This window comes from Rhizobium redzepovicii, from assembly GCF_019793435.1.
In the GTDB taxonomy this organism is placed as follows: Bacteria; Pseudomonadota; Alphaproteobacteria; order Rhizobiales; family Rhizobiaceae; genus Rhizobium; species Rhizobium redzepovicii.
The window spans coordinates 61416-81830 of the sequence record NZ_JAILYH010000017.1 but is presented as its reverse complement, the minus strand read 5'-3'; the positions used below and the strand labels follow the sequence as shown (position 1 = coordinate 81830).

The 20415-nt window shown below is 62.1% G+C and carries 18 protein-coding genes and 2 pseudogenes; 8 read left to right on the top strand and 12 right to left on the bottom strand.

Annotated elements, in window-relative coordinates:
* Window positions 1-68 precede the first annotated feature (68 nt).
* Complete coding sequence (plsY, locus tag K6N12_RS25110) at window positions 69-728, top strand: glycerol-3-phosphate 1-O-acyltransferase PlsY (protein ID WP_097628880.1); 660 nt, start codon at window positions 69-71, stop codon at window positions 726-728.
* Window positions 729-776: 48 nt separating this feature from the next.
* Here the strand turns inward: plsY and K6N12_RS25105 are convergent, their stop codons facing one another.
* The gene (locus K6N12_RS25105) at window positions 777-1688 is read right to left on the bottom strand and encodes an agmatinase (RefSeq protein WP_097628881.1); all 912 of its coding nucleotides are present in this window, start codon (window positions 1686-1688) and stop codon (window positions 777-779) included.
* A gap of 168 nt (window positions 1689-1856) precedes the next feature.
* On the opposite strand from K6N12_RS25105, the gene K6N12_RS25100 reads away from it, so the two are divergent.
* The 3 genes from K6N12_RS25100 to K6N12_RS25090 all read left to right on the top strand — a co-directional run bounded on the left by K6N12_RS25100 (window position 1857) and on the right by K6N12_RS25090 (window position 4273).
* Window positions 1857-3026, top strand: a complete 1170-nt coding sequence (locus K6N12_RS25100) for an MFS transporter (RefSeq protein ID WP_097628882.1) — start codon at window positions 1857-1859, stop codon at window positions 3024-3026.
* A 78-nt stretch (window positions 3027-3104) separates the two neighbouring features.
* Window positions 3105-3596 (top strand): MarR family winged helix-turn-helix transcriptional regulator, encoded by a 492-nt coding sequence (locus tag K6N12_RS25095; protein ID WP_097628883.1) that lies wholly within the window; start codon window positions 3105-3107, stop codon window positions 3594-3596.
* Window positions 3593-4273, top strand: a complete 681-nt coding sequence (locus K6N12_RS25090; RefSeq protein WP_097628884.1) for a GNAT family N-acetyltransferase — start codon at window positions 3593-3595, stop codon at window positions 4271-4273. The genes K6N12_RS25095 and K6N12_RS25090 overlap by 4 nt, the downstream gene beginning before the upstream one ends.
* A gap of 34 nt (window positions 4274-4307) precedes the next feature.
* On the opposite strand, the gene K6N12_RS25085 is transcribed toward K6N12_RS25090, so the two are convergent.
* On the bottom strand, window positions 4308-7151 hold the full coding sequence (locus tag K6N12_RS25085; protein WP_131710894.1) for a M16 family metallopeptidase: 2844 nt from the start codon (window positions 7149-7151) through the stop codon (window positions 4308-4310).
* A 196-nt stretch (window positions 7152-7347) separates the two neighbouring features.
* Between K6N12_RS25085 and K6N12_RS25080 the strand changes: the two genes are divergently transcribed.
* Window positions 7348-8328, top strand: coding sequence for a substrate-binding domain-containing protein (locus K6N12_RS25080; RefSeq protein WP_097628886.1), 981 nt, complete (start codon window positions 7348-7350; stop codon window positions 8326-8328).
* A 65-nt stretch (window positions 8329-8393) separates the two neighbouring features.
* Here K6N12_RS25080 and K6N12_RS25075 read toward each other — a convergent pair whose 3' ends face one another.
* The 7 genes and pseudogenes from K6N12_RS25075 to K6N12_RS25050 form a co-directional block, all read right to left on the bottom strand.
* Window positions 8394-9659, bottom strand: a complete 1266-nt coding sequence (locus K6N12_RS25075) for an ABC transporter substrate-binding protein (RefSeq protein ID WP_097628887.1) — start codon at window positions 9657-9659, stop codon at window positions 8394-8396.
* A 25-nt stretch (window positions 9660-9684) separates the two neighbouring features.
* On the bottom strand, window positions 9685-10521 hold the full coding sequence (locus K6N12_RS25070) for a carbohydrate ABC transporter permease (protein ID WP_097628888.1): 837 nt from the start codon (window positions 10519-10521) through the stop codon (window positions 9685-9687).
* Complete coding sequence (locus tag K6N12_RS25065; RefSeq protein WP_097628889.1) at window positions 10518-11441, bottom strand: carbohydrate ABC transporter permease; 924 nt, start codon at window positions 11439-11441, stop codon at window positions 10518-10520. The genes K6N12_RS25070 and K6N12_RS25065 overlap by 4 nt, the downstream gene beginning before the upstream one ends.
* Window positions 11434-12039, bottom strand: a pseudogene (locus K6N12_RS25060) (TOBE domain-containing protein); the annotation flags it as partial. The gene K6N12_RS25065 and the pseudogene K6N12_RS25060, both read right to left, overlap by 8 nt.
* A complete protein-coding gene (locus tag K6N12_RS34660) occupies window positions 12011-12145 on the bottom strand; it encodes a hypothetical protein (RefSeq protein WP_275593026.1) in 135 nt (44 codons plus the stop codon). The gene K6N12_RS34660 and the pseudogene K6N12_RS25060, both read right to left, overlap by 29 nt.
* Window positions 12142-12972 (bottom strand): metallophosphoesterase family protein, encoded by an 831-nt coding sequence (locus tag K6N12_RS25055; RefSeq protein WP_097628890.1) that lies wholly within the window; start codon window positions 12970-12972, stop codon window positions 12142-12144. The genes K6N12_RS34660 and K6N12_RS25055 overlap by 4 nt, the downstream gene beginning before the upstream one ends.
* 197 nt (window positions 12973-13169) lie before the next feature.
* Window positions 13170-13565 (bottom strand): hypothetical protein, encoded by a 396-nt coding sequence (locus tag K6N12_RS25050; RefSeq protein WP_097628891.1) that lies wholly within the window; start codon window positions 13563-13565, stop codon window positions 13170-13172.
* A 208-nt stretch (window positions 13566-13773) separates the two neighbouring features.
* Between K6N12_RS25050 and K6N12_RS25045 the strand changes: the two genes are divergently transcribed.
* Window positions 13774-13962, top strand: a complete 189-nt coding sequence (locus K6N12_RS25045; RefSeq protein WP_097628892.1) for a hypothetical protein — start codon at window positions 13774-13776, stop codon at window positions 13960-13962.
* A gap of 45 nt (window positions 13963-14007) precedes the next feature.
* On the opposite strand, the gene K6N12_RS25040 is transcribed toward K6N12_RS25045, so the two are convergent.
* Window positions 14008-16380: an alpha-amylase family glycosyl hydrolase gene (locus K6N12_RS25040; protein WP_222148990.1), complete on the bottom strand. Its 2373-nt coding sequence runs from the start codon at window positions 16378-16380 to the stop codon at window positions 14008-14010.
* Window positions 16381-16713: 333 nt separating this feature from the next.
* Here K6N12_RS25040 and K6N12_RS25035 point away from each other — a divergent pair.
* Window positions 16714-17061: pseudogene (locus tag K6N12_RS25035) on the top strand (calcium-binding protein); the annotation flags it as partial.
* Window positions 17062-17188: 127 nt separating this feature from the next.
* On the top strand, window positions 17189-17491 hold the full coding sequence (locus K6N12_RS25030; RefSeq protein WP_222148989.1) for a hypothetical protein: 303 nt from the start codon (window positions 17189-17191) through the stop codon (window positions 17489-17491).
* Here the strand turns inward: K6N12_RS25030 and K6N12_RS25025 are convergent.
* Window positions 17488-19590: an ATP-binding protein gene (locus K6N12_RS25025; RefSeq protein ID WP_097628895.1), complete on the bottom strand. Its 2103-nt coding sequence runs from the start codon at window positions 19588-19590 to the stop codon at window positions 17488-17490. The two genes, K6N12_RS25030 and K6N12_RS25025, sit on opposite strands and share 4 nt — an antisense overlap.
* Window positions 19587-20327, bottom strand: coding sequence for a response regulator transcription factor (locus K6N12_RS25020; RefSeq protein WP_041683629.1), 741 nt, complete (start codon window positions 20325-20327; stop codon window positions 19587-19589). Before K6N12_RS25020 ends, K6N12_RS25025 begins: the two co-directional genes overlap by 4 nt.
* Window positions 20328-20415 lie beyond the last annotated feature (88 nt).

Here is a 20415-nt window from a genome sequence, read left to right as displayed (position 1 = left end):
GTATCGAGGATGCGAGCAGTAATGGCGGCGACCACGCGGCCTGAACATAGACCGTCGAGGTGACACGCATGGTTTTCTGGATAGCGGCTGCGGTCGGGTTGGCGATCGCCTATCTCCTCGGTTCGATACCCACGGGCTATCTGGCAGGCAAACTGCTGAAAGGCATCGATATCCGGGAACATGGCTCCAAATCCACCGGAGCAACGAATGTATTGCGAACGCTCGGCAAATGGCCGGCGTCGATGGTGCTTCTGGTCGATGTACTGAAAGGTGTGGGCGCAATCGCCTTTGCGCGCGGGTTCTGCCTCTGGCTCTCGACAGTCCCATCATCCACTCCACCGGCAGCCTTCGATCTGCAGAGCTCGGAGCCTTGGGCTGTCTGCCTGGCGGGGTTTGCTGTGTTGCTAGGGCACAGCCGGTCGGTCTGGCTCAATTTTGCCGGAGGCAAGTCGGTTGCGACGGGGCTCGGCGTGCTGCTGGCGATGTCATGGCCCGTGGGTTTATGGGCCGCGGTGGTTTTCGGCGCCGCGCTGGCTATCTCCAGGATTGTTTCCCTCAGTTCGATGCTGGCGGCGTTGACGGCCATGGCCCTGGTCTGCGGCCTGGAGCAACCGCTGCCCCATCGGCTGCTGGTGATCGCCGGCGGCGTTTACGTGATTGTGCGCCATCGCGCCAACTTTCGGCGGCTTCTGGCTGGGACGGAGCCACGTCTGGGCAAAGTTGCCTAAGAGAAAAAGAGCAATGACCCCATCGACGGCTTGCTGCGAGAAGCAGGATCAAGCCTGCCGGACGATGGCGCCGATCGCATTGACAAGAAGCCGCGAGGCGGTGAGCGCCGACAGACCGTCAATGTCGGCGGGAGGATAGAACTCGACAAGGTCGAATCCCGCGATCCTCGCCCGCCTGCCGAGGCCGGCGATCAGGTCGACCACCTCAGAGTAAGTGAGGCCACCAGGGGTACGCGCCGCCACACCAGGCATGATGCCGGGATCGATGCTGTCGCAATCAAGTGTGACGACGACCTGCGCTCCTTCCGGGATATGCTGGAGAGCGGCGCCGACGCCCTGGCTATGAACCTCGCGAGCGGTCACAAAACAGCTGCCATAGCGTTGCGCCGCTTCGATGTCGGCGGTGCGCGCGCTGCCGACACTGCGCAAGCCGACTTGCACCATGCCGGCGACATGCGGCATCTCGCTCGCCCGGCGCATCGGACTTGAATAGCCGTGATGTTCGCCATGCACCTCGTCGCGCCAATCGATATGGGCGTCGATCTGCAGGACCCAGACCGGCCCTTGCGCCGCAAAACCGGCAAGGAAAGGAATGGTCACGGAACAGTCACCGCCGAGCAAGATCGGTATGGCCGGCAATGCCAATACCTTTCGCGTCTTCGCCTCGATCCGCGCCCGGTTGCCGATATTGTCGTGCATGGTTGTCTCGACATCGCCGGCGTCGGTGCATGCGATCGGCTTGCCATCGAACAGCGGACCGCCGAGATCGAAATCCCAGTGCTCGATGAGCCCGGCATCGTCCTGGCTTGCAGCACGGATGGCGCCGGCCGCCAAGGCATAGCCGCCGCTGTCCTTGCCGGGATAGGTCGTGCCGTGGGCGGCCGCGAAAATCACCGCCCGGGGCAAGCAGTCATCAGCGAGGCGATTGGGAAGGCCGAGAAAGGAGGGCGAGGCGGTCATTTCCTGATGGTCCTGCGTTCGATCCTGACCTGTTTAGCGCCTTTGGAAATTTTTGAGAACTTTTTGGGAGAGCTTAATTACGGCGTTCGCCATATCCCGCAGAATTCATCCTCCTAAGCCGACGGGCTCCAGGGTTCTGAGAACATAGGGTCTGACGAGGATATCTGCATGAGTGCCGAAAACACCCTATCACTAAGGGAGGCCCGTATCCCATGGGTGGCGATGGCAGGGGTCATCGCGACCGTTACGGTATTCGCCGTGGCGCAGGGGCTGACCTATCCGCTGCTGAGCTTCATCCTGGAGCGGCAGGAAACGACATCCGGCCTGATCGGCCTGTCGGCGGCGATGACGCCGCTGGGTTTCATTGCATCGGCGCCCTTCATTCCGGCGCTCTCACGGCGCCTCGGCGGGGCGCGGCTGGCCATCCTGTGTTCGATCCTGGCCGCCCTCACCCTGATTGCGATTGGCTTGATGCAGAATGTTTGGGTCTGGATGCCGCTGCGCTTCCTGCTCGGCGTCTTTGCCAATCCGCTCTATGTGATCAGCGAGACCTGGCTGATCACGATCACGCCGGCGCCGCGGCGCGGCCGGATCATGGGCCTTTATTCGTCGATTGTTTCGGCTGGCTTCGCCATCGGCCCGCTGTCGCTCGGCTTCACCGGCACGGAGGGCTGGCCACCCTTCATGATCGGTATCGCGGCCTTCCTCGCCTGTGGCTTCATCGTGGTTGCCGTCGCACCACGCGTGCCAAAGATGCCTCGCGAAGGCGAGGCAACATCGCTCGGCGGCTTCCTCGTACTGGCGCCGCTGCTGATGTTTGCTGTTTTCACAGCTGCCGCCTTCGAGCAGATCCTGCTTTCCCTATTCGCGGTCTATGGCGCGGCCCTCGGCAGCGCCATGGGACGGATCGCTGCGCTCATCACCTGTTTCATTGCTGGCAACGCGGTGATGCAGATCCTGCTCGGCCGCGTCGCCGAACGGCTTGGCTCGACAAGGACCATGTCATTCTGCGTCCTGGCTTGCCTTGCCGGTTGCCTGCTGCTGCCGCTGGTCTTCAACGCATGGCTGATCTGGCCGCTGGTTTTCGTTTGGGGCGGGGTCTCGTTCGGGATTTACACCATGTCGCTGATCCAGCTCGGCGAACGTTTCACCGGCCAGGCCCTGATCGCCGGCAACGCGGCCTTCGCTTTTACATGGGGCATCGGCGGTATGGTGGGCTCGCCCGCTGCGGGATTGGCGATGCAATTGATTGGACACCAAGGGCTGCCGATGTCGCTTGGCCTACTCAGCTGTGTCCTGGCGGGGTTTCTGTTGGCGGCGAGACGGCGGGGCGGGTGAACCCTGCCCTCGACTTTCAGGCATTGAACCGCGAGTATATAACGCGTTATATAACATTCAATGCAACGGAGAACAGGCATGGTCGAAGATGTGGTTCGAACCCTCGGTTTTCTGTGCTTGGGCAGCCGGCTGCGGCGGATCGGAGAGAGGCTGCAGGCCGATACGCAGCAGGTCATCGACGAAGCCGGTCTCAGCATTCAGGCGGGCAAATATCCCTTTTTGGCCGCGATCGACCGATCCGGCCCGCTGACGATCGGTGAGCTTGCGCAGGCGGTCGGGATCACCCAGCCCGGCGCAACCCGCACCATCGGCCAGCTTCTCGAACTCGGCTTCGTCGATATGCAGCCGGCCCCGGACGATCAGCGACGCAGACTGGTCTCGCTGACCGGCAAGGGACAGGATCTTGTCGATCATTCGAAGATGGTCATCTGGCCGCGCATCGCGGCGGCCGTTGCGGATCTCTGCGGCGATCTCGACGGGCCGATTCTGGAGCAGCTCGCAGCCATCGAGGACGGGCTTGCGGCGGTGCCGCTTGCGCGCCGCCACGCCGCCAAGGAGGAAGAAGCATGACCCATATCCTCGACCGGCCGATCTGGACCGCGTTGGAGACAGCGCATGCCGGCCTTGCAGAGGGGAACGAAAACGCGCGGCGATACCCACCATCGATCGTCCCCTTCGCGGCGTCCGCCGACGATAGGCCTGAAAGCCTCGACGCCCTGGAGATGCTGCCGGCGTCGGAGGAGAGCATGATCCTCTTGGAAGCCGGGCCGATCGCCATCCCAACAGGCCTTGCCGTTGCCACGGAAGCATCGGCGGTCCAGATGATTGCCGAGCGGCCGCATAAGCGGATTTCGGATTCCCGCATCGAGAGGCTGACGGAGGCCGATGCCGCCGACATGCTGGCTCTGGCGACGCTGACCAAACCCGGCCCATTCACGCTCAGAGCCCAGAGCCTCGGCAGCTTCTGGGGGATCAGAAGCGAGGGCCGGCTAATGGCAATGGCCGGGCAGCGGATGCGGCAGACCGGTTTCATCGAACTCAGCGGGCTTTGCACCCATCCCGATTTCCAGGGGCGCGGCCTCGGCACCCTGCTCTTCCGCTTCGTTGCCGGCGAAATCGCATCCGGCGGCGATACCGCCTATCTGCATGCCTATGCGGCAAATACGTCCGCCATCGCCCTCTACCTCGCGCTCGGCTTCACGCTTCGCTCAGAGATGAACATGCGCGTGGTCAAACGCCGCGGCTGAGCGATCGCACGACGATGCAGGAGCCCCGGAGCGCCTATCTTACCGCCGCCGGCAGTACTTCGAATTTCCAGAAGTTTTCCGGGCTGAAATAGGTCCCGGCAAATGCGCGAATATCCTCGACGGTGACCTTGTCGTAGCCGCTGAGACTGTCGCGTATCCGGTCTAAACGACGCGGATCCATCTGAGCGCCCCGCAGAGATTCGATCCAATATTCGTTGCTCTGCCGCTGATGCTTCAGTGTCTCGATGATCGGTTCCCGGGCGCGCGCGAACTCGTCCGGGGAGACATCATGCGATCGCAGGTCATTGGCGATGTCGTCGGCAAGTGCATAGAAGCGCCCGATCTTTGCCGGTTCCGTCTCGACGTAGAAAAATGCGTAGCCATAGCCGGGGATTTCGCGTGACAGGTTCGCGTCACCCTCCAGGACATAACTTGCGCCTTCCGCAATACGAAACTGGTCGATCAGCCTGTTCTGAAAAATCTGGGTGGCGATATTGGCGGTGAAGGACCGCGGCAGATCGGAGAGCAAATCGCCGATCGGTGCCCCGAAGGCGGCGGCCGCGTTATCCGCCCTGCCGCTATGGGTCAGCAAAATGGGCGTCTTGTTCGCCGCCGGGAAACGCACGTCACCCCACTCCTTGCTCAGCACCGCCTCCGGCCGCGGCGGCAAAGCGCCAAAGGTTTCGGCTGTCATCCGGATTGCGTCATCCACCGTGACGTCGCCGACGATGGTGATATCGATCGGGCCGGTGGAAACCATGGGCCGGAACTGCGCCTCGAAATCGTCCGGCTTGGCGGCGGACAAGGCAGCGCGATCGGGGAAGGTCCAGCGCGGATCGCCGGAATGCACGAGACCTCCGAAATCGCGACTGACAACGCCGCCGGGGGTCGCCTGATACTGATCGAGGCCGCTCAAATAGGCCTGCTGCACCCGCTTGAAAGCCTCCGGGCGGTAGGCGGGATCGGCGGTGTATGCCGTCATCAGCTGCAATTGCGTCGCAAGATCTTCAGTTCGCGTGCGGCCGTCGAAGCTGAAGGAACTGTCGCCGACGGAGAAGTCGATGCCGACGATGTTGGCCGTCAGCGCTTTCTGGATATCCTGGTAGTCCATGGCCTTGACGCCGGACAGCGCGACGGCCGGAGACGCCCAGATCGGGGCGGGACGGTCCTGCGGCAGGTCCAGCCGGCCGCGGCCGATATCTTCGCGCACCAGCACTTCATTGGCGCGCAGCTTGGTCGGCTTGACCGTAAGCCGGACGCCATTGGAAAAGCGCACCATGGTCACGCCGAGATCGTCGACGGCGCGGCGTTCGACCACGGCGCCCGGCTCGCCGAAATGGGTGTAGGGCCAGGCGACGTCGGCTGCACCGGATGATGCCGAGACGGCAGTAGCCTTTGAAGCATCATAGGCCTGCCGAACCGCGTCGGCTCCGCCCTGCGGTGATTGGGCCGTCTGCAGCACGACCTGCGGACCGTTGCCGGAGAAGGCATGCCGCAGCGCCTGATTGACCTCGGCTGCCGTGACGTCCTTCGTGATCGTCTCGAACAGCGAAAGGTCTTCGGCGGGCGACGTAAAGACCTGATTGTCATCGACGCTGCTGGCCAGCATGGAAGCGATGTCGGTGGTCGTGCGCGTCGCGGCTCCGGCCGCGGCAGCCTGGAGGAACGAGCGATATTCGAGGATTTCACGATCGAGTTCAGCCTGCGCAACGCCGAACTCCTCGATACGCCGCTGTTCCTGGTCGATGGTCGCGAGCGCCGCCTGCCATTTATCCGGCTCGGAATTCGCCACGATCAGGACGATATGCGCGGAATCAAGAAGATCCTGGGAGCCGGCGACCGCACTGATGAAAGGGGCATCCGCCTTGCTGGCAATAGTGCTCACCCGACGTTTGAGCACCAACAGGCCGAGATCTTCGATAAGCTGCGTGCGGCGCTTGGCAAATGTGTCAGCCGCGGCGTCATTGGGACGCGTCCAGGCTATCTGGATGCTGGTCATGCCGCCGGGAACAGCGAGGACGTCGGCGCTTTCGCCTTTCGTCTCCAGTGTGCCCAGATCCGGTTTTGTTGGTGCCCGCCCCACGGCCTTCCAGTCGCCGAAGTGCTGCCGGATTTGGGTTTCCATGGCAGCCGGGTCGATATCGCCCACCACCATCAGCGTTGCCCGCTCGGGCCGATAATTGGCCCGGTAATAATCACGGACGAGGTCTACAGGCGCATTGCTGATGATGTCGGTTTTGCCGATCGGCACGCGGATGGTCGCGCGGCGGCCGGCGAGCAAGGAATTCATGATTCCGAGCCCTGCGCGATATTGCGGCGTGTCGCGCAGCCGCTCCTCCGACAGGATGACGCCGCGTTCGCGATCGAAGGCGCCGGCATCGAGGGTCAGTTCGCTCGCCGTCTCCCGCATCAGCATCAGGCCCGTCGAAACCGTGTCAGCATCGACCTCGGGAAGATCGAGTGCATAGACAGTCTCGTCATAAGAGGTGTGGGCGTTGGTATCAGGCCCAAAGGCCAGGCCCTTGCGCTGCAGGATACGGATTATCTCCCCTTCGGCGACATGCGTCGAACCCTTGAAGGCCATATGCTCCAGAAAATGCGCCAAGCCCTGCTGGTTGTCGTTTTCCTCGAGCGAGCCGGAGCCGATGCGAAAGCGGATCGCCGCCTGCCCGGGTGGCGTGGCATTGCGCATGATCGCAAACCGCATTCCGTTGGCGAGCGTGCCGAAATGGACGTCGGTGTCGGCTTGTAGGTCGCTTTGTGTTTGTGGCCAGGATGTGGACGAGGTGTCCGCATAGGCCGGCGACGCCAAGCTTGCGACCAGAGCAACCGTCGCGAGAAACCGCCAGGCGGCGGAGCATTCCATTTTATAAGACATTCTTGTCCAGGGATGAGCGTAAAGAGATGGATCGTGTTGATCTGACTATTCCACAGGTTGCATTTCTCTTCAACTTCTATGTGTGCCAGTGGACGAGACGGCAAAACTCCGGCCAGCTGCTTCCGCCGATGTCAGACCAATGTCATCGAAACCTCCTAAGGGATTGCGCCTTATCTGTCACCAGGAGGCGTTTTCGATGGCGACATTGCAGCAGGTCGCTTTCCGGGCCGGATGTTCGCTGGCAACCGCAAGCCGGGTTCTCAGCCGTGACGGACCGGCGAGCGACCTGATGGTGCGCAAGGTGCGCCGCGCCGCCGCAGAACTCGGCTATCGCCCGGCCGGCCATTCCGCCGGGCGGATCGGGCGCCGGCCGGTGGTCGGCGTGCTGATTCCGAGCATCACCAATCCGGTCTTTGCGTCGTCGCTGTCGAGCATCCAGAACCGCATGCTGGTCGCCGGCCACGGCGTGTTGATCGCCCAGTCGAATTACGATCCGGCGCGCGAGGCTGACGCCGTCGCCGCCCTGCTCAACGACCAGCCGACCGGGCTGATCCTCACCGTCTGCGATCCGTCGACCAGCGAGGCGCTGCTGGCCAGACTGCCGCCGACCGTGCTGCTCAACAACCTCCCGACCGCGCAGTTTCCGGCGGCCGTCACCGCCGACAATCGCGGCGCGGGCCGCGAGATCGCCACCTTCCTGATCGGCATGGGCCATCGCCGCATTCTCTTCCTTTCCGGCAATTTTGCCGCTTCCGACCGCGCCCGCCTGCGCTACCGGGGTTATCTCGACGCCATGGCCGAGAACGAGCTGCCACCGCTCGACGCCGTGCAAATCCCCTTCCTCGGCGGCTACGACCAGATCGACCTCGGCACGGTGATGACCTCGCTTGCGCCGACGGCGATCATCGCCTCCAATGACCTTCTGGCGCTCGGCGTCATCGGCGCGCTGAAGCGCGAGGAGCTGTCGGTGCCCGGGGATGTATCGGTCGCCGGCTTCGACGGCATCGCCATCGGCCGGCTGATCGATCCGCCGCTGACGACAATCGAAATGCCGGATGCCAGCATGGGGGCGACGGCCGCCTCGCTGCTCCTAGACATGGCGGAGAATGCCGCCCCTGCCCGCCATCTCGATGTCGCCTATACGCTGCGCCGCGGCGGCACGGTGCGCGCCATCTGAAGCTTCGAAACAAAAGGGCCGCCACGCACTCGGCGTGACGGCCCTTCTTCTGACGCGGAAAGCGATCAGCTGCGCGGCAGCATGCCTTCGACGTCGGCGGCCGCGTCGTCGAGCGCTTCTTTGGGTTCGGCCGACTGGTCGACGATGCGCGAGAGGTTGTCGACGATCGTCTGGGTAACCTTGACGCCGTTGGAGCCGGGAAAGGCATACCAGGGGATCATCACGGGCATCTGGCTGAGGCCTGCCTGGAACAGCGGGTTCTGCTTGTAGAAATCGCCGAGATATTCCGGCAACTTGGCGGCAAGCTCGTTGTTCGGGACGTAACCGGTGCCGGGCACGACGACGGAAGCGCCGTAAGGGCCGGCGGCGAATTTGGCGAATTTCCAGGCGGCGTCCTGCTTGGCGGCGTCATGGGTCAGGATGACGACGGCGTTGCCGCCGGTGGGAAGACGGCCGTTCACCGGATCGATCAGCGGGATCTTGGCGGTGCGCAGATCGAATTTGTTACCGACATTCTTGATCGTGTTGCGCAGCGCGCCCGTGGTCTGGAACTCGAAACCGACCTTGCCGGCTGCGAAAGCCTGTTCGCCGGTGGGCTTGGTGAAGACCGGCATGCCGCCCTCGGTCACCAGGCGATGCAGGACCTCGACGGCCTTCTCGCCTTCCGGACCGTTGAAGGCGACCTTGCTTTCGTCGTCGCTCAGCATCCTGCCGCCGGCGCCGAAGAGCAGAGCCGAAAACATCCAGTCGTCGCCCTGCCAGCGGAAATCGATGCCGTCGACGCCGTTGCCGAGCGCCTTGATCTTGCCGCCGAGCGCGATGACCTCGTCCCAGGTCTTCGGCGGATTGTCGGGATTGCCGCCGGCCGCCTTCACCAGATCGGCGTTGTAATACATGATCGGGTTGGAGGTCGCAAAAGCCAGGCCCACCTGCTTGCCCTTCACCTGGGCGAGTTTGAGGATCGTGTCGGAGAAGCCCTGCTCGGCCATGTTGCCCTCTTTCTTGACGAGCGGGCCGAGGTCGACGGCGACATCGCGTTCGTCGAGCATGCGCAGGCGGTTCAGGCCGATGAAGGTGATATCGGGCATTTCGCTGGTGCCGACCTGGCGAAGGATCGTCTGGATGCCTTCCTCATAGGTCGCCGACGGGCTGGCGAACTGGATTTTGATATCGGGGTTCTCCGCCATGAACTTCTTCGAGATCGTGTCCATCACGTCCTTGAAGAAGCCCGGCATGGGGTAGTGAACCGTCAGCGTCGTCTCGGCATGCGCTGGAAGCGCGATTGCCATCGATACGGCCGCTGCGGCGAGAAGCTGGGTGATATGTTTCATCGCTCGTTCTCCTGGTTGAAGCCGGTCAGCCTTTGAGACCGGTCATGGTGATGCCCTCGACGAAACGCTTCTGCGCAAGCAGGAAGGCGGCGACGAGAGGAAGGGTAATGATCAGGGTCGCCGCCATCAGCGCGCCGTAGTCGTCGCCGGCCTCGGCGGCGCGGAAATACATCAGCCCGAGGGGTGGCGTGGCATAGTCCTGCTTGCTGATGACGATCAGCGGCCAGTAGAGATCGTTCCAATGGGCGACGACCGAGAAGATGGCGAAGGCGGTGACCGCCGGCCAGGCATTCGGCACGATGACGCGGGCGACGATGCCGAGCTCCGACATGCCGTCGAGACGGGCGGCATGGATGAGGTCGTCGGGCATGGCGCGGAAGAACTGCAGGAACATAAAGATCGCGAAGACCGAAATGGTGAAGGGTGCGATCAGGGCGGCATAGCTGTTGAGCAGGGCGGCGCGGTCGAAGGCGACATAAAGCGGCAGCGCCGTCGCATGGATCGGCACGAGAAGGCCGAGCATGACCAGCACCATCAGCGCGCGGGCAGCGCCGAAACGCAGCTTCGCCATGGCATAGGCGCAGGGGATCGCCACCAGCACCTGGAAGAAGAAGATCAGGCTGCAGACGACGACGCCGTTCCACAAGAGCCGCGCCATCGGCACCCGGCTCAAGGCCTTGGCGAGATTCTCAGCATAGGCGAAATGCGCCGGGATCAGCGACAGCGACGAGGTGAAAATGTCGCTCTGCGTCTTGCCGGCCGCCGAGATCATGAAGATGTAGGGCGACAGGAAGACGATCGCGCCGAGGGAAAGCAGGCTGAGGCGGATCACTCTGCCGAGGGAAAAAGCGCTTGTCGTCATGTGTAATGCACCCGGCGGTCGAGAATGCGGTACTGCAGGAACATCAGCACCACCAGGATCAGCAGAAACACCACGGTCATCGCCGAGGCATAACCGACACGCAGATAGACGAAGCCTTCCTGGTAGATGGTAAAGAGCAGCACTTCAGACGCCTTGTTCGGGCCGCCCTCGGTCAGCGTCTTGACCGTCTCGAAGACCTTGACCGCATTGGTGATGCTGATGGTGATGACGAAGAGCGTCGTCGGCCCGAGCATCGGCCAGGTCACCAGCAGGAAGCGGTCGAGCGAGGATTTTGCGCCGTCCACTTCCGCTGCGGCGTAAAGCTCGCGCGGGATTGCCGTCAGCCCCGCCAGGAAGAGCACCATGTTGAAGCCGGCCGATTGCCAGACGCCGATGATCGACAGGCTGTAAAGTACGGTGCCGGAGCTGCCCAGCCAGTTCGGACCGGGCAATCCGGCAAGCGCCAGCAGCGCATTGATCGGGCCGATCGTCGGGTGGAACATATATTGCCAGACGGTCGCCATGGCGACGATCAGCGAGGCGACCGGCAGGAAATAGGCGGTGCGGAAGACGCTGCGGGCCGCAGTCTCGCTTTCGATCAGCATGGCGATGCCGAGGCCGAGCAGGATCGAGACGGGCGCGACGATCGCCGTATAGACCGTGGTATTCCACAGCGACTTGCGAAAGGTGCGGTCGGTGATCAGGTGGGCGTAGTTCTCGAAGCCGACGAAACGGAACTCGCCGTAGCCGAGTTCGAAATCGGTAAAGCCGAGCACGACGACAGCGGCGACCGGCAAAAGTACGAAGAGAAAAAGCAGTGTTATCGCCGGCAGCACCAGCATCCAGGCGATGCGGCCCTCGCTGCGGCGATGGGCAAGAGCGGAATGACCAGGAATGGCCATAGAGGCGAGGCTAGCCATGCGCCCTCTCCCGCTCGGTATCGGCATCACCACTGAGCCCGGCATTAGCAGAGCTGAGCCCGGCATCGCCGCCGGCGACCACGCCGGCGAGCCGGCTGCCGTCCTCGGCAAAGACCAGCGTGCGGCCGGGCGACAATCGGAGCCCCACGGCATCGCCCGCCGCAAGCCCGGAGGCTTCGGACGGCTGTACCTTGGCGATGACGGTCTCGCCGATCGCATCGAGCCGGCAATGGAGGATGACTTCGGACCCCAGGAATTCGAGGCGTTCGATCCGGGCGGCAAGGCCGTCATGCCGGCTCTTGGCGAGAAAGACGAATTCGGGGCGAATGGCGATCGTGACCGGCGTCTTGCCGGCAGGTGCATTTTCAAGCGTCAGCCGCAGGCCGCCGCACAGGATCACGCCGCCTTCGACAAAGGCCGGAAGCAGGTTGATGCGCGGCTGGCCGATGAAGCGGGCGACCTCGATATGGGCCGGGTCGTCATAGATGACCTGAGGAGTTGCGATCTGCAGCAATCGGCCACCTATCATCACGGCGACGCGGTCGGCCATCGACAGCGCCTCCGCCTGATCATGGGTGACGTAAAGCGTCCGCCGGCCAGGATCTCACCGCTTTCGGCATGGTCGAGGCCGGCAAGGACGCGCCGTTGAGGATCTGGTTGCCGCCGAAGGCCTTGGTGATGCTGCGAAGCGAGAGCGCGCTCATTCGACGGCCTCGCGCGGCTTGACCGCCTGCGGATAGACCTCGAGCACGACATCGTCGAGCACATGCGCGGTCATGCCGGGAACGGCGACGATCTGGCTTTCGACCGACGTATCGAACTCGTGGATGACGGCGCCGATCAGGCGCTCGCCCGGCATCTCGCGCTCCATCTTGTCGATGATGAAGGCCGCCGACGGGCCCCAGGTCAACTGGGTATCGTCGAAGCGACCCTGCCAGGCCCGGTGAAGGTGGCCGCTGGCAAACAGCGCCACGTCATGGGCTGCTATCAGATCATAAAGCCGCCGGCGCTGAGCCGGACGAACGCTCCAATAGCCGGTATCGCCTTCATCGGGTGCATCGACGAACAGAGGCTTATGCGCGAAGAGAGCCACGCGCCGCCCTGCCCTGTCTTCGAGCGCCTTGGCGAGCCATTCGAACTGGGCCTCTTCCTCGTCATCCTCATGACCGAGAAGCAGCGAGTTCAAGCCGATGAAGCGCCAGCCGGCCGCATCCTCCAGCCAGCGATCGTCACCGGCAAGGCTGCGCCAGCGGGCCAGCCGCTCGGCGTTGACGGGCTGGTCGGACCCCTCGAGATGGCCGACATCGTGATTGCCGGGGACGATCAGCATCGGGATCGACACTTGCCGCATCAGATCCATCGAGAATGTGATGTCCTCGTCCTTGTCGGCGCCGTCGAGTGTGAGATCGCCGGTGTGGATGATCAGATCGGCGCCGGTCGCTTCGATCCAGCTCAGAAGCGGCGCCCAGTTGCCGTTGAAATGCGGCTTGTTCGGGCTGAAATGGGTGTCGGTGATCTGAATGATTTTCATGAGTGCGTCTCCGAGACCTTAGAAGCGCGTCGTGCGCACTCCCTTCTCGGGCCCTCTCTAGAAGGCTCCCATGTCAATCAGACATCCGATGTTTTCAGCTGTTTCTCAGTTTTGACATCGATCTGTCATGCAATGAAAAGGCTGCCCGCTGGAACGGGCAGCCTTTTCCGGCAATTGGAATTCAAAAGGTAGTGCGATCAGTGCCGTCGCGCGTTGGCGGGAATGGACGATACCGTTGCCGATACAGGGTCGCTTGCCGGAAAGCTGTCCTCAAGACCTTCATTGAGCTCTTCCTCCAGCACCGCGCTATCATGGGTCGAACGTGCGCTCGGCTGGCCGATCAGGCCCTTGCTGCCTTCGTCGAAATTGCCGTTGCTCAACGCGTCGTAACGGTTGATGCTGCCATCCGCCTCGCTGCCGGAAAAGCTGGTCAGCTGGACCATCATCACCTTGGCGTGGTCGACGGCCTTGGAGTGGTCGAGTTCGCCGTGAGAGTTGTCGATCTTGACGGAGATCGATTCCCCTCCCTCGCCCAGGAATTCGACGGTGAAGATGTCACCGGCCTGTGACACTCGCGTATCGATCAACTGCATGGAAACCTCCTGTGTCCTTCGATATCAACGGCAATCACGGTCCCTGAGTTCCACGGCAAGGCCATTCCACGTCGACGTGTGCGGCAGGACGTTGGCAACTGCTGAGCCTTTCCGTGACGCTTATGGTTAATTTATTAATAATTCAGAGTTTATAAAGAGAACGAAGCGGCCTTTCCGAGTGTTGATGGTGCGCCGCGGAGGAACCCCGATGATCCTGAAAATCCTTACCCCCAAGATCGACACCGATTGCCACGACACCGGCACTTATGCCGATGGGATCTTTGCCGAAAACCGGATCGATCTGTCTGCTCGCCGCGACGGCCGCCGCCGCTCGCAGCACGAGCGCGACTACGGTGCCGGCAGAAAACTGGAAAACCTGCCGGTCGGATTTGCCTGAGCGCCCTGCGCACCCATTGCCTGCTGCCTTGGAAGGCGCGACGCATCACAGCCTGCGAAACACTAGGACGCCTGAGGCAGGCAGCACGGCATCGAGCATTCCCGCAGTGGCTCTGATCCTTCCGCCGCCGTTGCCGACATTCCAGCCGCCGAAGGTCTCAGCATCGCTATTGAAGATCTCTTCCCAGAGGTCGTCTCCCAGACGCTCGCTGCGCAGCCGATAGCCGTTCTGGAAAGCAGCGTCGTTCAGCGATCCCACCACGAGGAAATCCTCGCCGTCGTTCCACCGATGAAATGCGATCACCCGGTCTTCGTCATGGACGTAAGGAATGGCGATGTTGCGGGAGCGAATGGCTGCCTCTTTGATGCTGAGGGCGATTAGGTCGCGATAACAGCTGATCATCCCTGCCCCGTTGCCCGCAGCCTCGCCGAGGATATTCTCCCGGTTCTCCAGGAAATCATTGTAACGATAGGGCTTCTGGGCGCCGATTTCCTCGCCCATGAAAAACATCGGCGTCCCGGCCGATAGCAGCGTCATCGCCGCCGCAAACCTGGATCTCGCCTCCGCCCAAGCCCTGGTCTTGCCGACGATCGGCGCGAAATTGACCGCGATGACAGCGGTTCGTGCCGACCCTTCGCGATTGCCGCAATCGTCGTGCGACTGGTTGTAGACCACCTTCGATCGCGCGCTCGTCTGCAATGCGCCGGCAAGCGACGACATGGTCAGCGCCCGACTGTCGCCAAAACCGGCATTCTTCAAAAGCTGCGCCTGCGCGCCACCGTGATATTCGACAAGGTTGTGATGAAAATCGCCGTACCAGGTGGCGTCGAAACCGAGCCCATCGCCGGTCAGGCTCGGCTCCGTCATTGCCGACCAGTCCGAATAATCCTCGGCTGTCAGGAAAAGTTGCGGCTTGATCAGCCGCATCGTGCGGGTCCACTGCTTCAGGAATTTGGCGCCGAAGGCGGCTGCCCGATCGGCGCGCCGGCCGTCGGCATGCAGCACTGGATATTGATGGATCGAACTGGTCTGATCGAGCCGGAAGCCATCGATATGGCAGACGGAGACGAGAAATGCCGCACTCGAGATGAAAAGCTGCCGAACCGCCTCCTCGTCGAAGGCAGGCGCCCATCCCGTGGAGATGTTGTCGATATAGCCGCCCGCGGGATTGGCGTAGTCGCCTGGGCGTCCCTCATACCAGTAGTAGATATTGCGGGTGGGATCGTTGGAATCATAGGCCCATTGCGCCCGCTCGCCATCCGGATCGAAGTGGTTGTAACAGACATCCAGAATGACGGCGATGCCCTGCTGGTGGCAGGCCTTGACGAATAACTTCAGCCGGTCGGTGCCGCCGGCGCCCTGATCGGCGGCAAAGAAATGCGAGGTGCCGTAACCCCAATTGGCCCGCGCCTCGAATTCGGCGATCGGCAACAGTTCGACGGCGTTGACGCCGAGCGCGGAAAGATGCGCAACGAAGGCGATCGCATCATCGAGCGTTCCCGGCGCGGGTTTGCCGAAACCGAGCGCGCCGACATGCAATTCATAGATCACCAGATCCTCGAGCCGGTCCGGAAGTTTGCGGCCGGCCACGAATTCGTCAGCCCAGAAAGCCTGCGCGGCAAGCTCCTGCCCGGACGGCAGCACCACCCGCTTCGGGTCGCAGACGACCGAGCAGCTCTGCGGTCCGTCCAAACCAGCCGGCGATCCATGATGAGGCGCACCATCCGGATCGAAATCTCCCGCCCCGATCTGCATCAGCGACCAGATGTCGGTCCGGTAGGCAAGCGATCCGTCGTCCTTGGTGATGCGATACATATAGGGCGTGCCGACCATGCCGTCGAAATCCGAAAGGCGGTGATCGTCGGCGGTTTCAACGGTCCAGAACCCGTCGACAGTCCTTCGCATGCTGATGGTCCCGAGCGCTCCGGTGCCGTCGTCGGCGACGTAGCCGATGGCGGGATCGGCGAGCACCAGCAAGACTTCCCGGGCGTTCGGCGCCCAGACCGAGAAACGAATGCGGTCGGCACCGTTGCGCCTTTCAATCCGGTTCGCCCCCAGACGGCCGATCCATGTCAGATAATAGATCTGCGGCTCCATGCCCGGCTGGAGTTCGAAGGAACATTCCCGACGCGACGAGGCCTCGTCGTCCAATTCGGCGGCGATAGCCCATAGATCCGCCACGCCCGGCCGGTCAAGCTCGATACCCCAGCGAAAATTCGTGCCGATCTCGCCATCGGGAAAGGAAACCCTGGCGACAAAGACATCATAGCCATCTTCGTCCTCGGAGCGCTGCATGGGAACCGATGTCCAGTCGGCCGAGGGGCGGCCGTGCCGGTCCCAACTGCCGCGGAGGCGGACATTGTCGAACGCCATCGACAGCAGACCGCTGCGAAACCGGAAATGAACATTGACGGTCATCGGAACCTCCAGATGCTTCGGATTTTCCCCGGCTCTGCTGATGCGGCCGTCTCACCCAGGCATGATCTGCCCCCCGACCGGAAAAATGCAAGCAAAGATTGACGGTCGCGTTACACAAATTGCGGCCCGATACGGGCCACATTCAAGACAACAAATCATGGTTAACAAGCGGCAATGCACGGCCCTCCGCGTGTATTAAAACGAATTGGCGACTGAAAATGGGGATATTTTCTCATGGCCGATTGCATTGCAAATCGGGAGAAAGCTATGGCCCAATCCGATAGAATAAACGATATTATTCGCTCCTTCGGAATTGATACTCATATCGACAGCAAAGCCGGTGAGGACAGGCTGACCGGCGGCAGCGGAGGCGATAACTTCGTCTTCGATGTGAAGCCCGACAATATGAGCGTCGAGAAGATCCGGGATTTCTTCTTCGCGGCTGAAGACAAGCTGCTGCTCGACCATTCGATTTTCGCCGCGCTCAGCCTGTCCGCATTTTCGGATGAGAATTTCGTTCACGGCAAGAAAGCGCTCGAGGCGGATGACAAGCTGATCTACGATCAGGCGAGCGGCGTTCTATCTTTTGACGCGGATGGGAGCGCGGCGGGCGCGGCAATGCATGTCGCGGAGCTCGACAATTCCGCTGAGCTTCACTTCAAAGATTTCCTGCTGATCTGACCGGGTCAGGCCCGTCGCTGTTCTGCGGCAGCTGCCACACCACACTGCGTTTCCAGGCTACTCTTGCCGGCATGACATTCCCGGCCACATTCCTCCGTTGACGCCACTTGCAGCACTGGAGAAGTTCTTGCCCTGGATCGCCTATATCGTCCATTTCATCGCCGCCGCCTTTTTGACCAACGGTATCTCGCATTTCGTCAACGGCGTCAGCGGCAGGCCGTTCCGCATCCCGTTCGCACCGCGGAGCCAACGTAGTTCGCCGACGGCGAATGTCGTCTGGGGCTGGGCGAATTTCCTCGTCGCCTTCCTGCTGTTTGCCAATATCGGGCCGCTCTATATCGGCACGCCGGGCGATACGATCTTCGTGGCGGCCGGCATGCTCGTCACCGGCATCCTGCTCGCCCGGATTTTCGGCGGCGATGTGAACTAGCGCAAACCTGTGGGGAAGCTCAGCTTGACGGTCGTTCCGTGCCCGGGAGAGGAATAGATGGATGCCTCTCCGCCGCTCTGACGGACGAAGCCATAAACCATGGCCAGGCCAAGCCCTGCTCCACCATCTCCGCCTCGTGTGGTGAAATAAGGCTCGAAAGCTTTGTCTACGACCTCTGGGCTCATGCCGATGCCGCTGTCGGTCACCGAGATCAGCAAGGTGTCTCCGTTTGCCGTTGCACCGATAATGATGACGCCTCCTGTCGGCATCGCTGCCGAAGCGTTGAGACAGAGGTTCAGAACGGACTGCTCCAAAAGGGCCGCGTCGAGCGATACGACCGGCAGGCCGGTATCCAGGTCCAGCTTGATATGGCACTTTGCGCCGACAGCGATCTCCAGGATATCGGCCATTCCGCGAAGGAGGCTGGCGACATCCACCGCGCTTGGATAGAACGGCTGCTGGCTGCCGATCGACAGCATGCTGCCGGCCAGCGAACGTCCTCTCTCGGCAGCCTTGCGAATCCGCGCAATGTTGCGTTTCTGCCGATCGTTGAAGCCGGTTTCACGCTCGAGAAGGCCGAGGCTGCCGGTGATGATGCCGATCATGTTGCCGACTTCGTGGCTCACCTGATGCGTCATGCGCATGATGCCGTCCAGTCGCTGAACCTTTGCCGCTTCCGCTTCCTGTCGATCCATCAGCGTGACGTCGCGTGCCAGAAGAACGATGCCGCCCTCCGGCTGTCGTGACATGGAGATCTCGATCACCCGCTGGTCGCCGGTGCGATGGCGGACGACTGCGCGTTCCGACAGAGTGCCGCGCTCCGGATCGGAGGGCAGCAGGGCGAGATCGATCTCCGGCACCGGCTCGACAAACCGGCGCAGCGGCAATTTGCGCGCGGAACCCGAATGGCCGAACAGTTCGATGATCCGCCTGTTCATGGTGATCGGTCGCCCGATCCTGTCGAAAAGCGCAATCCCCTCGTTCATATTGCGAAAGGTTGAACGGATGGTGCGAGCGGCGGCTTCTGCGGTGCGTCTCAAGCGAGACACGCGATCCACGCTGTCCTTGAAAGCTCGGAAGGCGTCCAGCAGACGCACAAGCTCGGTTTCATTTCCACGATAGGCTGGCGGACCCACTTCGTTTTCACCCTTGGCGAGCGCATTCATGCCGTTCGACAGCGCCACGATGCCCCGTGATACGCGCATGACCGACCGGATGGAGAATATGGCCATGACGAGCACGAGCAGGAAAGCCAAGGCCACGGTGGCCAGGAGCCGGCTCAAGGCATCGGAGGTCGAAAGCAGATCGTCGTTCAGCTGGCGTGCAACTGCATCGCTTTGCGTCTCCGTTGCATGGGAGAGGTCGCGGGAGACGGCATGCAGCTTTGCGACCGCCGCCCGGATCGCGAACATATTCAAAAGGTATCGTGTTTGAGCTTCGAACACGCGCTCATACGGCTGCAGCTCGGCAGGCGAAATTCTCAAATCGGGCTCGGTTTTCCCCTGCGCGGCCGTCGTATCCGCCACGTATCGTCTGCGAAGTTCACCGAGCTGGAAAAGACTGTCGGAGGTGGAAGCCGCTTGCACGATTCCATTCACTTGACGGCGCAACTCGTGATCGACGATGCCTTTGCCGGTCGCCACCTCCCCCAGCGCCGCGGCAGCTTCAGCTTTGTGATTCTGTGCAGCGTCGGCATCCCTGGCAAGCACAAGCGTCTGTGTCCTGATAAGATCGAGAAGCTCAACCATCCTCGGACTCGCAAAGCCGCGGGCAGCCTGGTCTGCTCCGTGGGGCGCGGCCGTCTTCAGCAGGCTGTCGACCTGCAGCACGACAGCGCGGCTCTCGCTTGCCACCCGGTATGGCGAGGTCGAGTTCATCAGGAAGGGCGCGCTCGACACCAGATCGGAGACTTGCCGGGAAACGAGCGAGGCCTTGGCGAGGCTCGTGAAGGCCTGCAGGCCGTAAGCTGCCATCTCGTCACGGGCGCGCTGCAGCCCGTAGATCGCGATCGCCGACAGGCTGAACACCAGGAAGCAGATAAACGCAATCGCGAACGGCAAGCGAAAGGCAATCGACGACAGAAAGGAGCGGCTGATCACGCGGACGGCTCGCCGTCGCCGGTGTGCAGGACATAGCCCTTTCCGCGTCGTGTCTTGATATGGCGCGGGAGGTCGGGATTGCGTTCGATTTTCCGCCGGAGCCGCAGAACCAGAACGTCGACGTTGCGGTCGATGTAGCGATCGCTTTCCGAGCCAAGCCGATCGAGGATCTGCGCCCGGCTCACCGGCTGGTTGGGGGTCTGCGCAAGGATTTCAAGCAGGGCGAATTCGGCCGTCGTCAGCGTTTTGCTGCGGTCGGCGAGGCAGACGGCTTGCCGGCCCATCAGGTCGATGGCCCAATCGCCAAGCAGCAGAGAGGGACGTTCGTGCTCCCGCTCACTCTCCTTTTCCTGTTTCAGTGAGGGCACGGTTCGCCGTAAGACAGCTTTGATGCGGGCCGTCAGTTCGATCGGTTCGAACGGCTTGACGACATAGTCATCCGCAGCAGTTTCCAGGCCGAGAACACGATCGGCGGCACTGCCGGCTGCCGTCACCATGACGATACCGATATTGGCCTCCGACCGCAGTTTTTGGGCGAAAGCCCGGCCGGATGTCCGCGGCAGGTTATGGTCGACCAGCACCAGATGCATCTGCTCTCGTGCCAGAATATCGGTCGCCTCCTCGGCGGATCCCGCGCAGGTCGGAATCCACCCCTCGGCCTCGACGAGATCGGAGATAAGTTCCGCCATATCCGGATCGTCCTCGACGATCAGAATTCGAACCTTCTGATTCAGCACCGCTTGATCCTCCCGGCGCAATCATAGGCATGCCGCCGCCAATGTTCAAAGACACTCTGATGATGGGGTTTGTCACATTTGTAATGAA

What these genes read in the sequence shown, in the direction of transcription:
- K6N12_RS25065 (WP_097628889.1), bottom strand. Translation starts at nt 11,441, where the DNA reads ATGGCTAGCCTCGCCTCTATGGCCATTCCTGGTCATTCCGCTCTTGCC.
- plsY (WP_097628880.1), top strand. Translation starts at nt 69, where the DNA reads ATGGTTTTCTGGATAGCGGCTGCGGTCGGGTTGGCGATCGCCTATCTC.
- K6N12_RS25080 (WP_097628886.1), top strand. Translation starts at nt 7,348, where the DNA reads ATGGCGACATTGCAGCAGGTCGCTTTCCGGGCCGGATGTTCGCTGGCA.
- K6N12_RS25055 (WP_097628890.1), bottom strand. Translation starts at nt 12,972, where the DNA reads ATGAAAATCATTCAGATCACCGACACCCATTTCAGCCCGAACAAGCCG.
- K6N12_RS25085 (WP_131710894.1), bottom strand. Translation starts at nt 7,151, where the DNA reads ATGTCTTATAAAATGGAATGCTCCGCCGCCTGGCGGTTTCTCGCGACG.
- K6N12_RS34660 (WP_275593026.1), bottom strand. Translation starts at nt 12,145, where the DNA reads ATGAGCGCGCTCTCGCTTCGCAGCATCACCAAGGCCTTCGGCGGCAAC.
- K6N12_RS25090 (WP_097628884.1), top strand. Translation starts at nt 3,593, where the DNA reads ATGACCCATATCCTCGACCGGCCGATCTGGACCGCGTTGGAGACAGCG.
- K6N12_RS25040 (WP_222148990.1), bottom strand. Translation starts at nt 16,380, where the DNA reads ATGACCGTCAATGTTCATTTCCGGTTTCGCAGCGGTCTGCTGTCGATG.
- K6N12_RS25095 (WP_097628883.1), top strand. Translation starts at nt 3,105, where the DNA reads ATGGTCGAAGATGTGGTTCGAACCCTCGGTTTTCTGTGCTTGGGCAGC.
- K6N12_RS25100 (WP_097628882.1), top strand. Translation starts at nt 1,857, where the DNA reads ATGAGTGCCGAAAACACCCTATCACTAAGGGAGGCCCGTATCCCATGG.
- K6N12_RS25105 (WP_097628881.1), bottom strand. Translation starts at nt 1,688, where the DNA reads ATGACCGCCTCGCCCTCCTTTCTCGGCCTTCCCAATCGCCTCGCTGAT.
- K6N12_RS25050 (WP_097628891.1), bottom strand. Translation starts at nt 13,565, where the DNA reads ATGCAGTTGATCGATACGCGAGTGTCACAGGCCGGTGACATCTTCACC.
- K6N12_RS25075 (WP_097628887.1), bottom strand. Translation starts at nt 9,659, where the DNA reads ATGAAACATATCACCCAGCTTCTCGCCGCAGCGGCCGTATCGATGGCA.
- K6N12_RS25070 (WP_097628888.1), bottom strand. Translation starts at nt 10,521, where the DNA reads ATGACGACAAGCGCTTTTTCCCTCGGCAGAGTGATCCGCCTCAGCCTG.
- K6N12_RS25045 (WP_097628892.1), top strand. Translation starts at nt 13,774, where the DNA reads ATGATCCTGAAAATCCTTACCCCCAAGATCGACACCGATTGCCACGAC.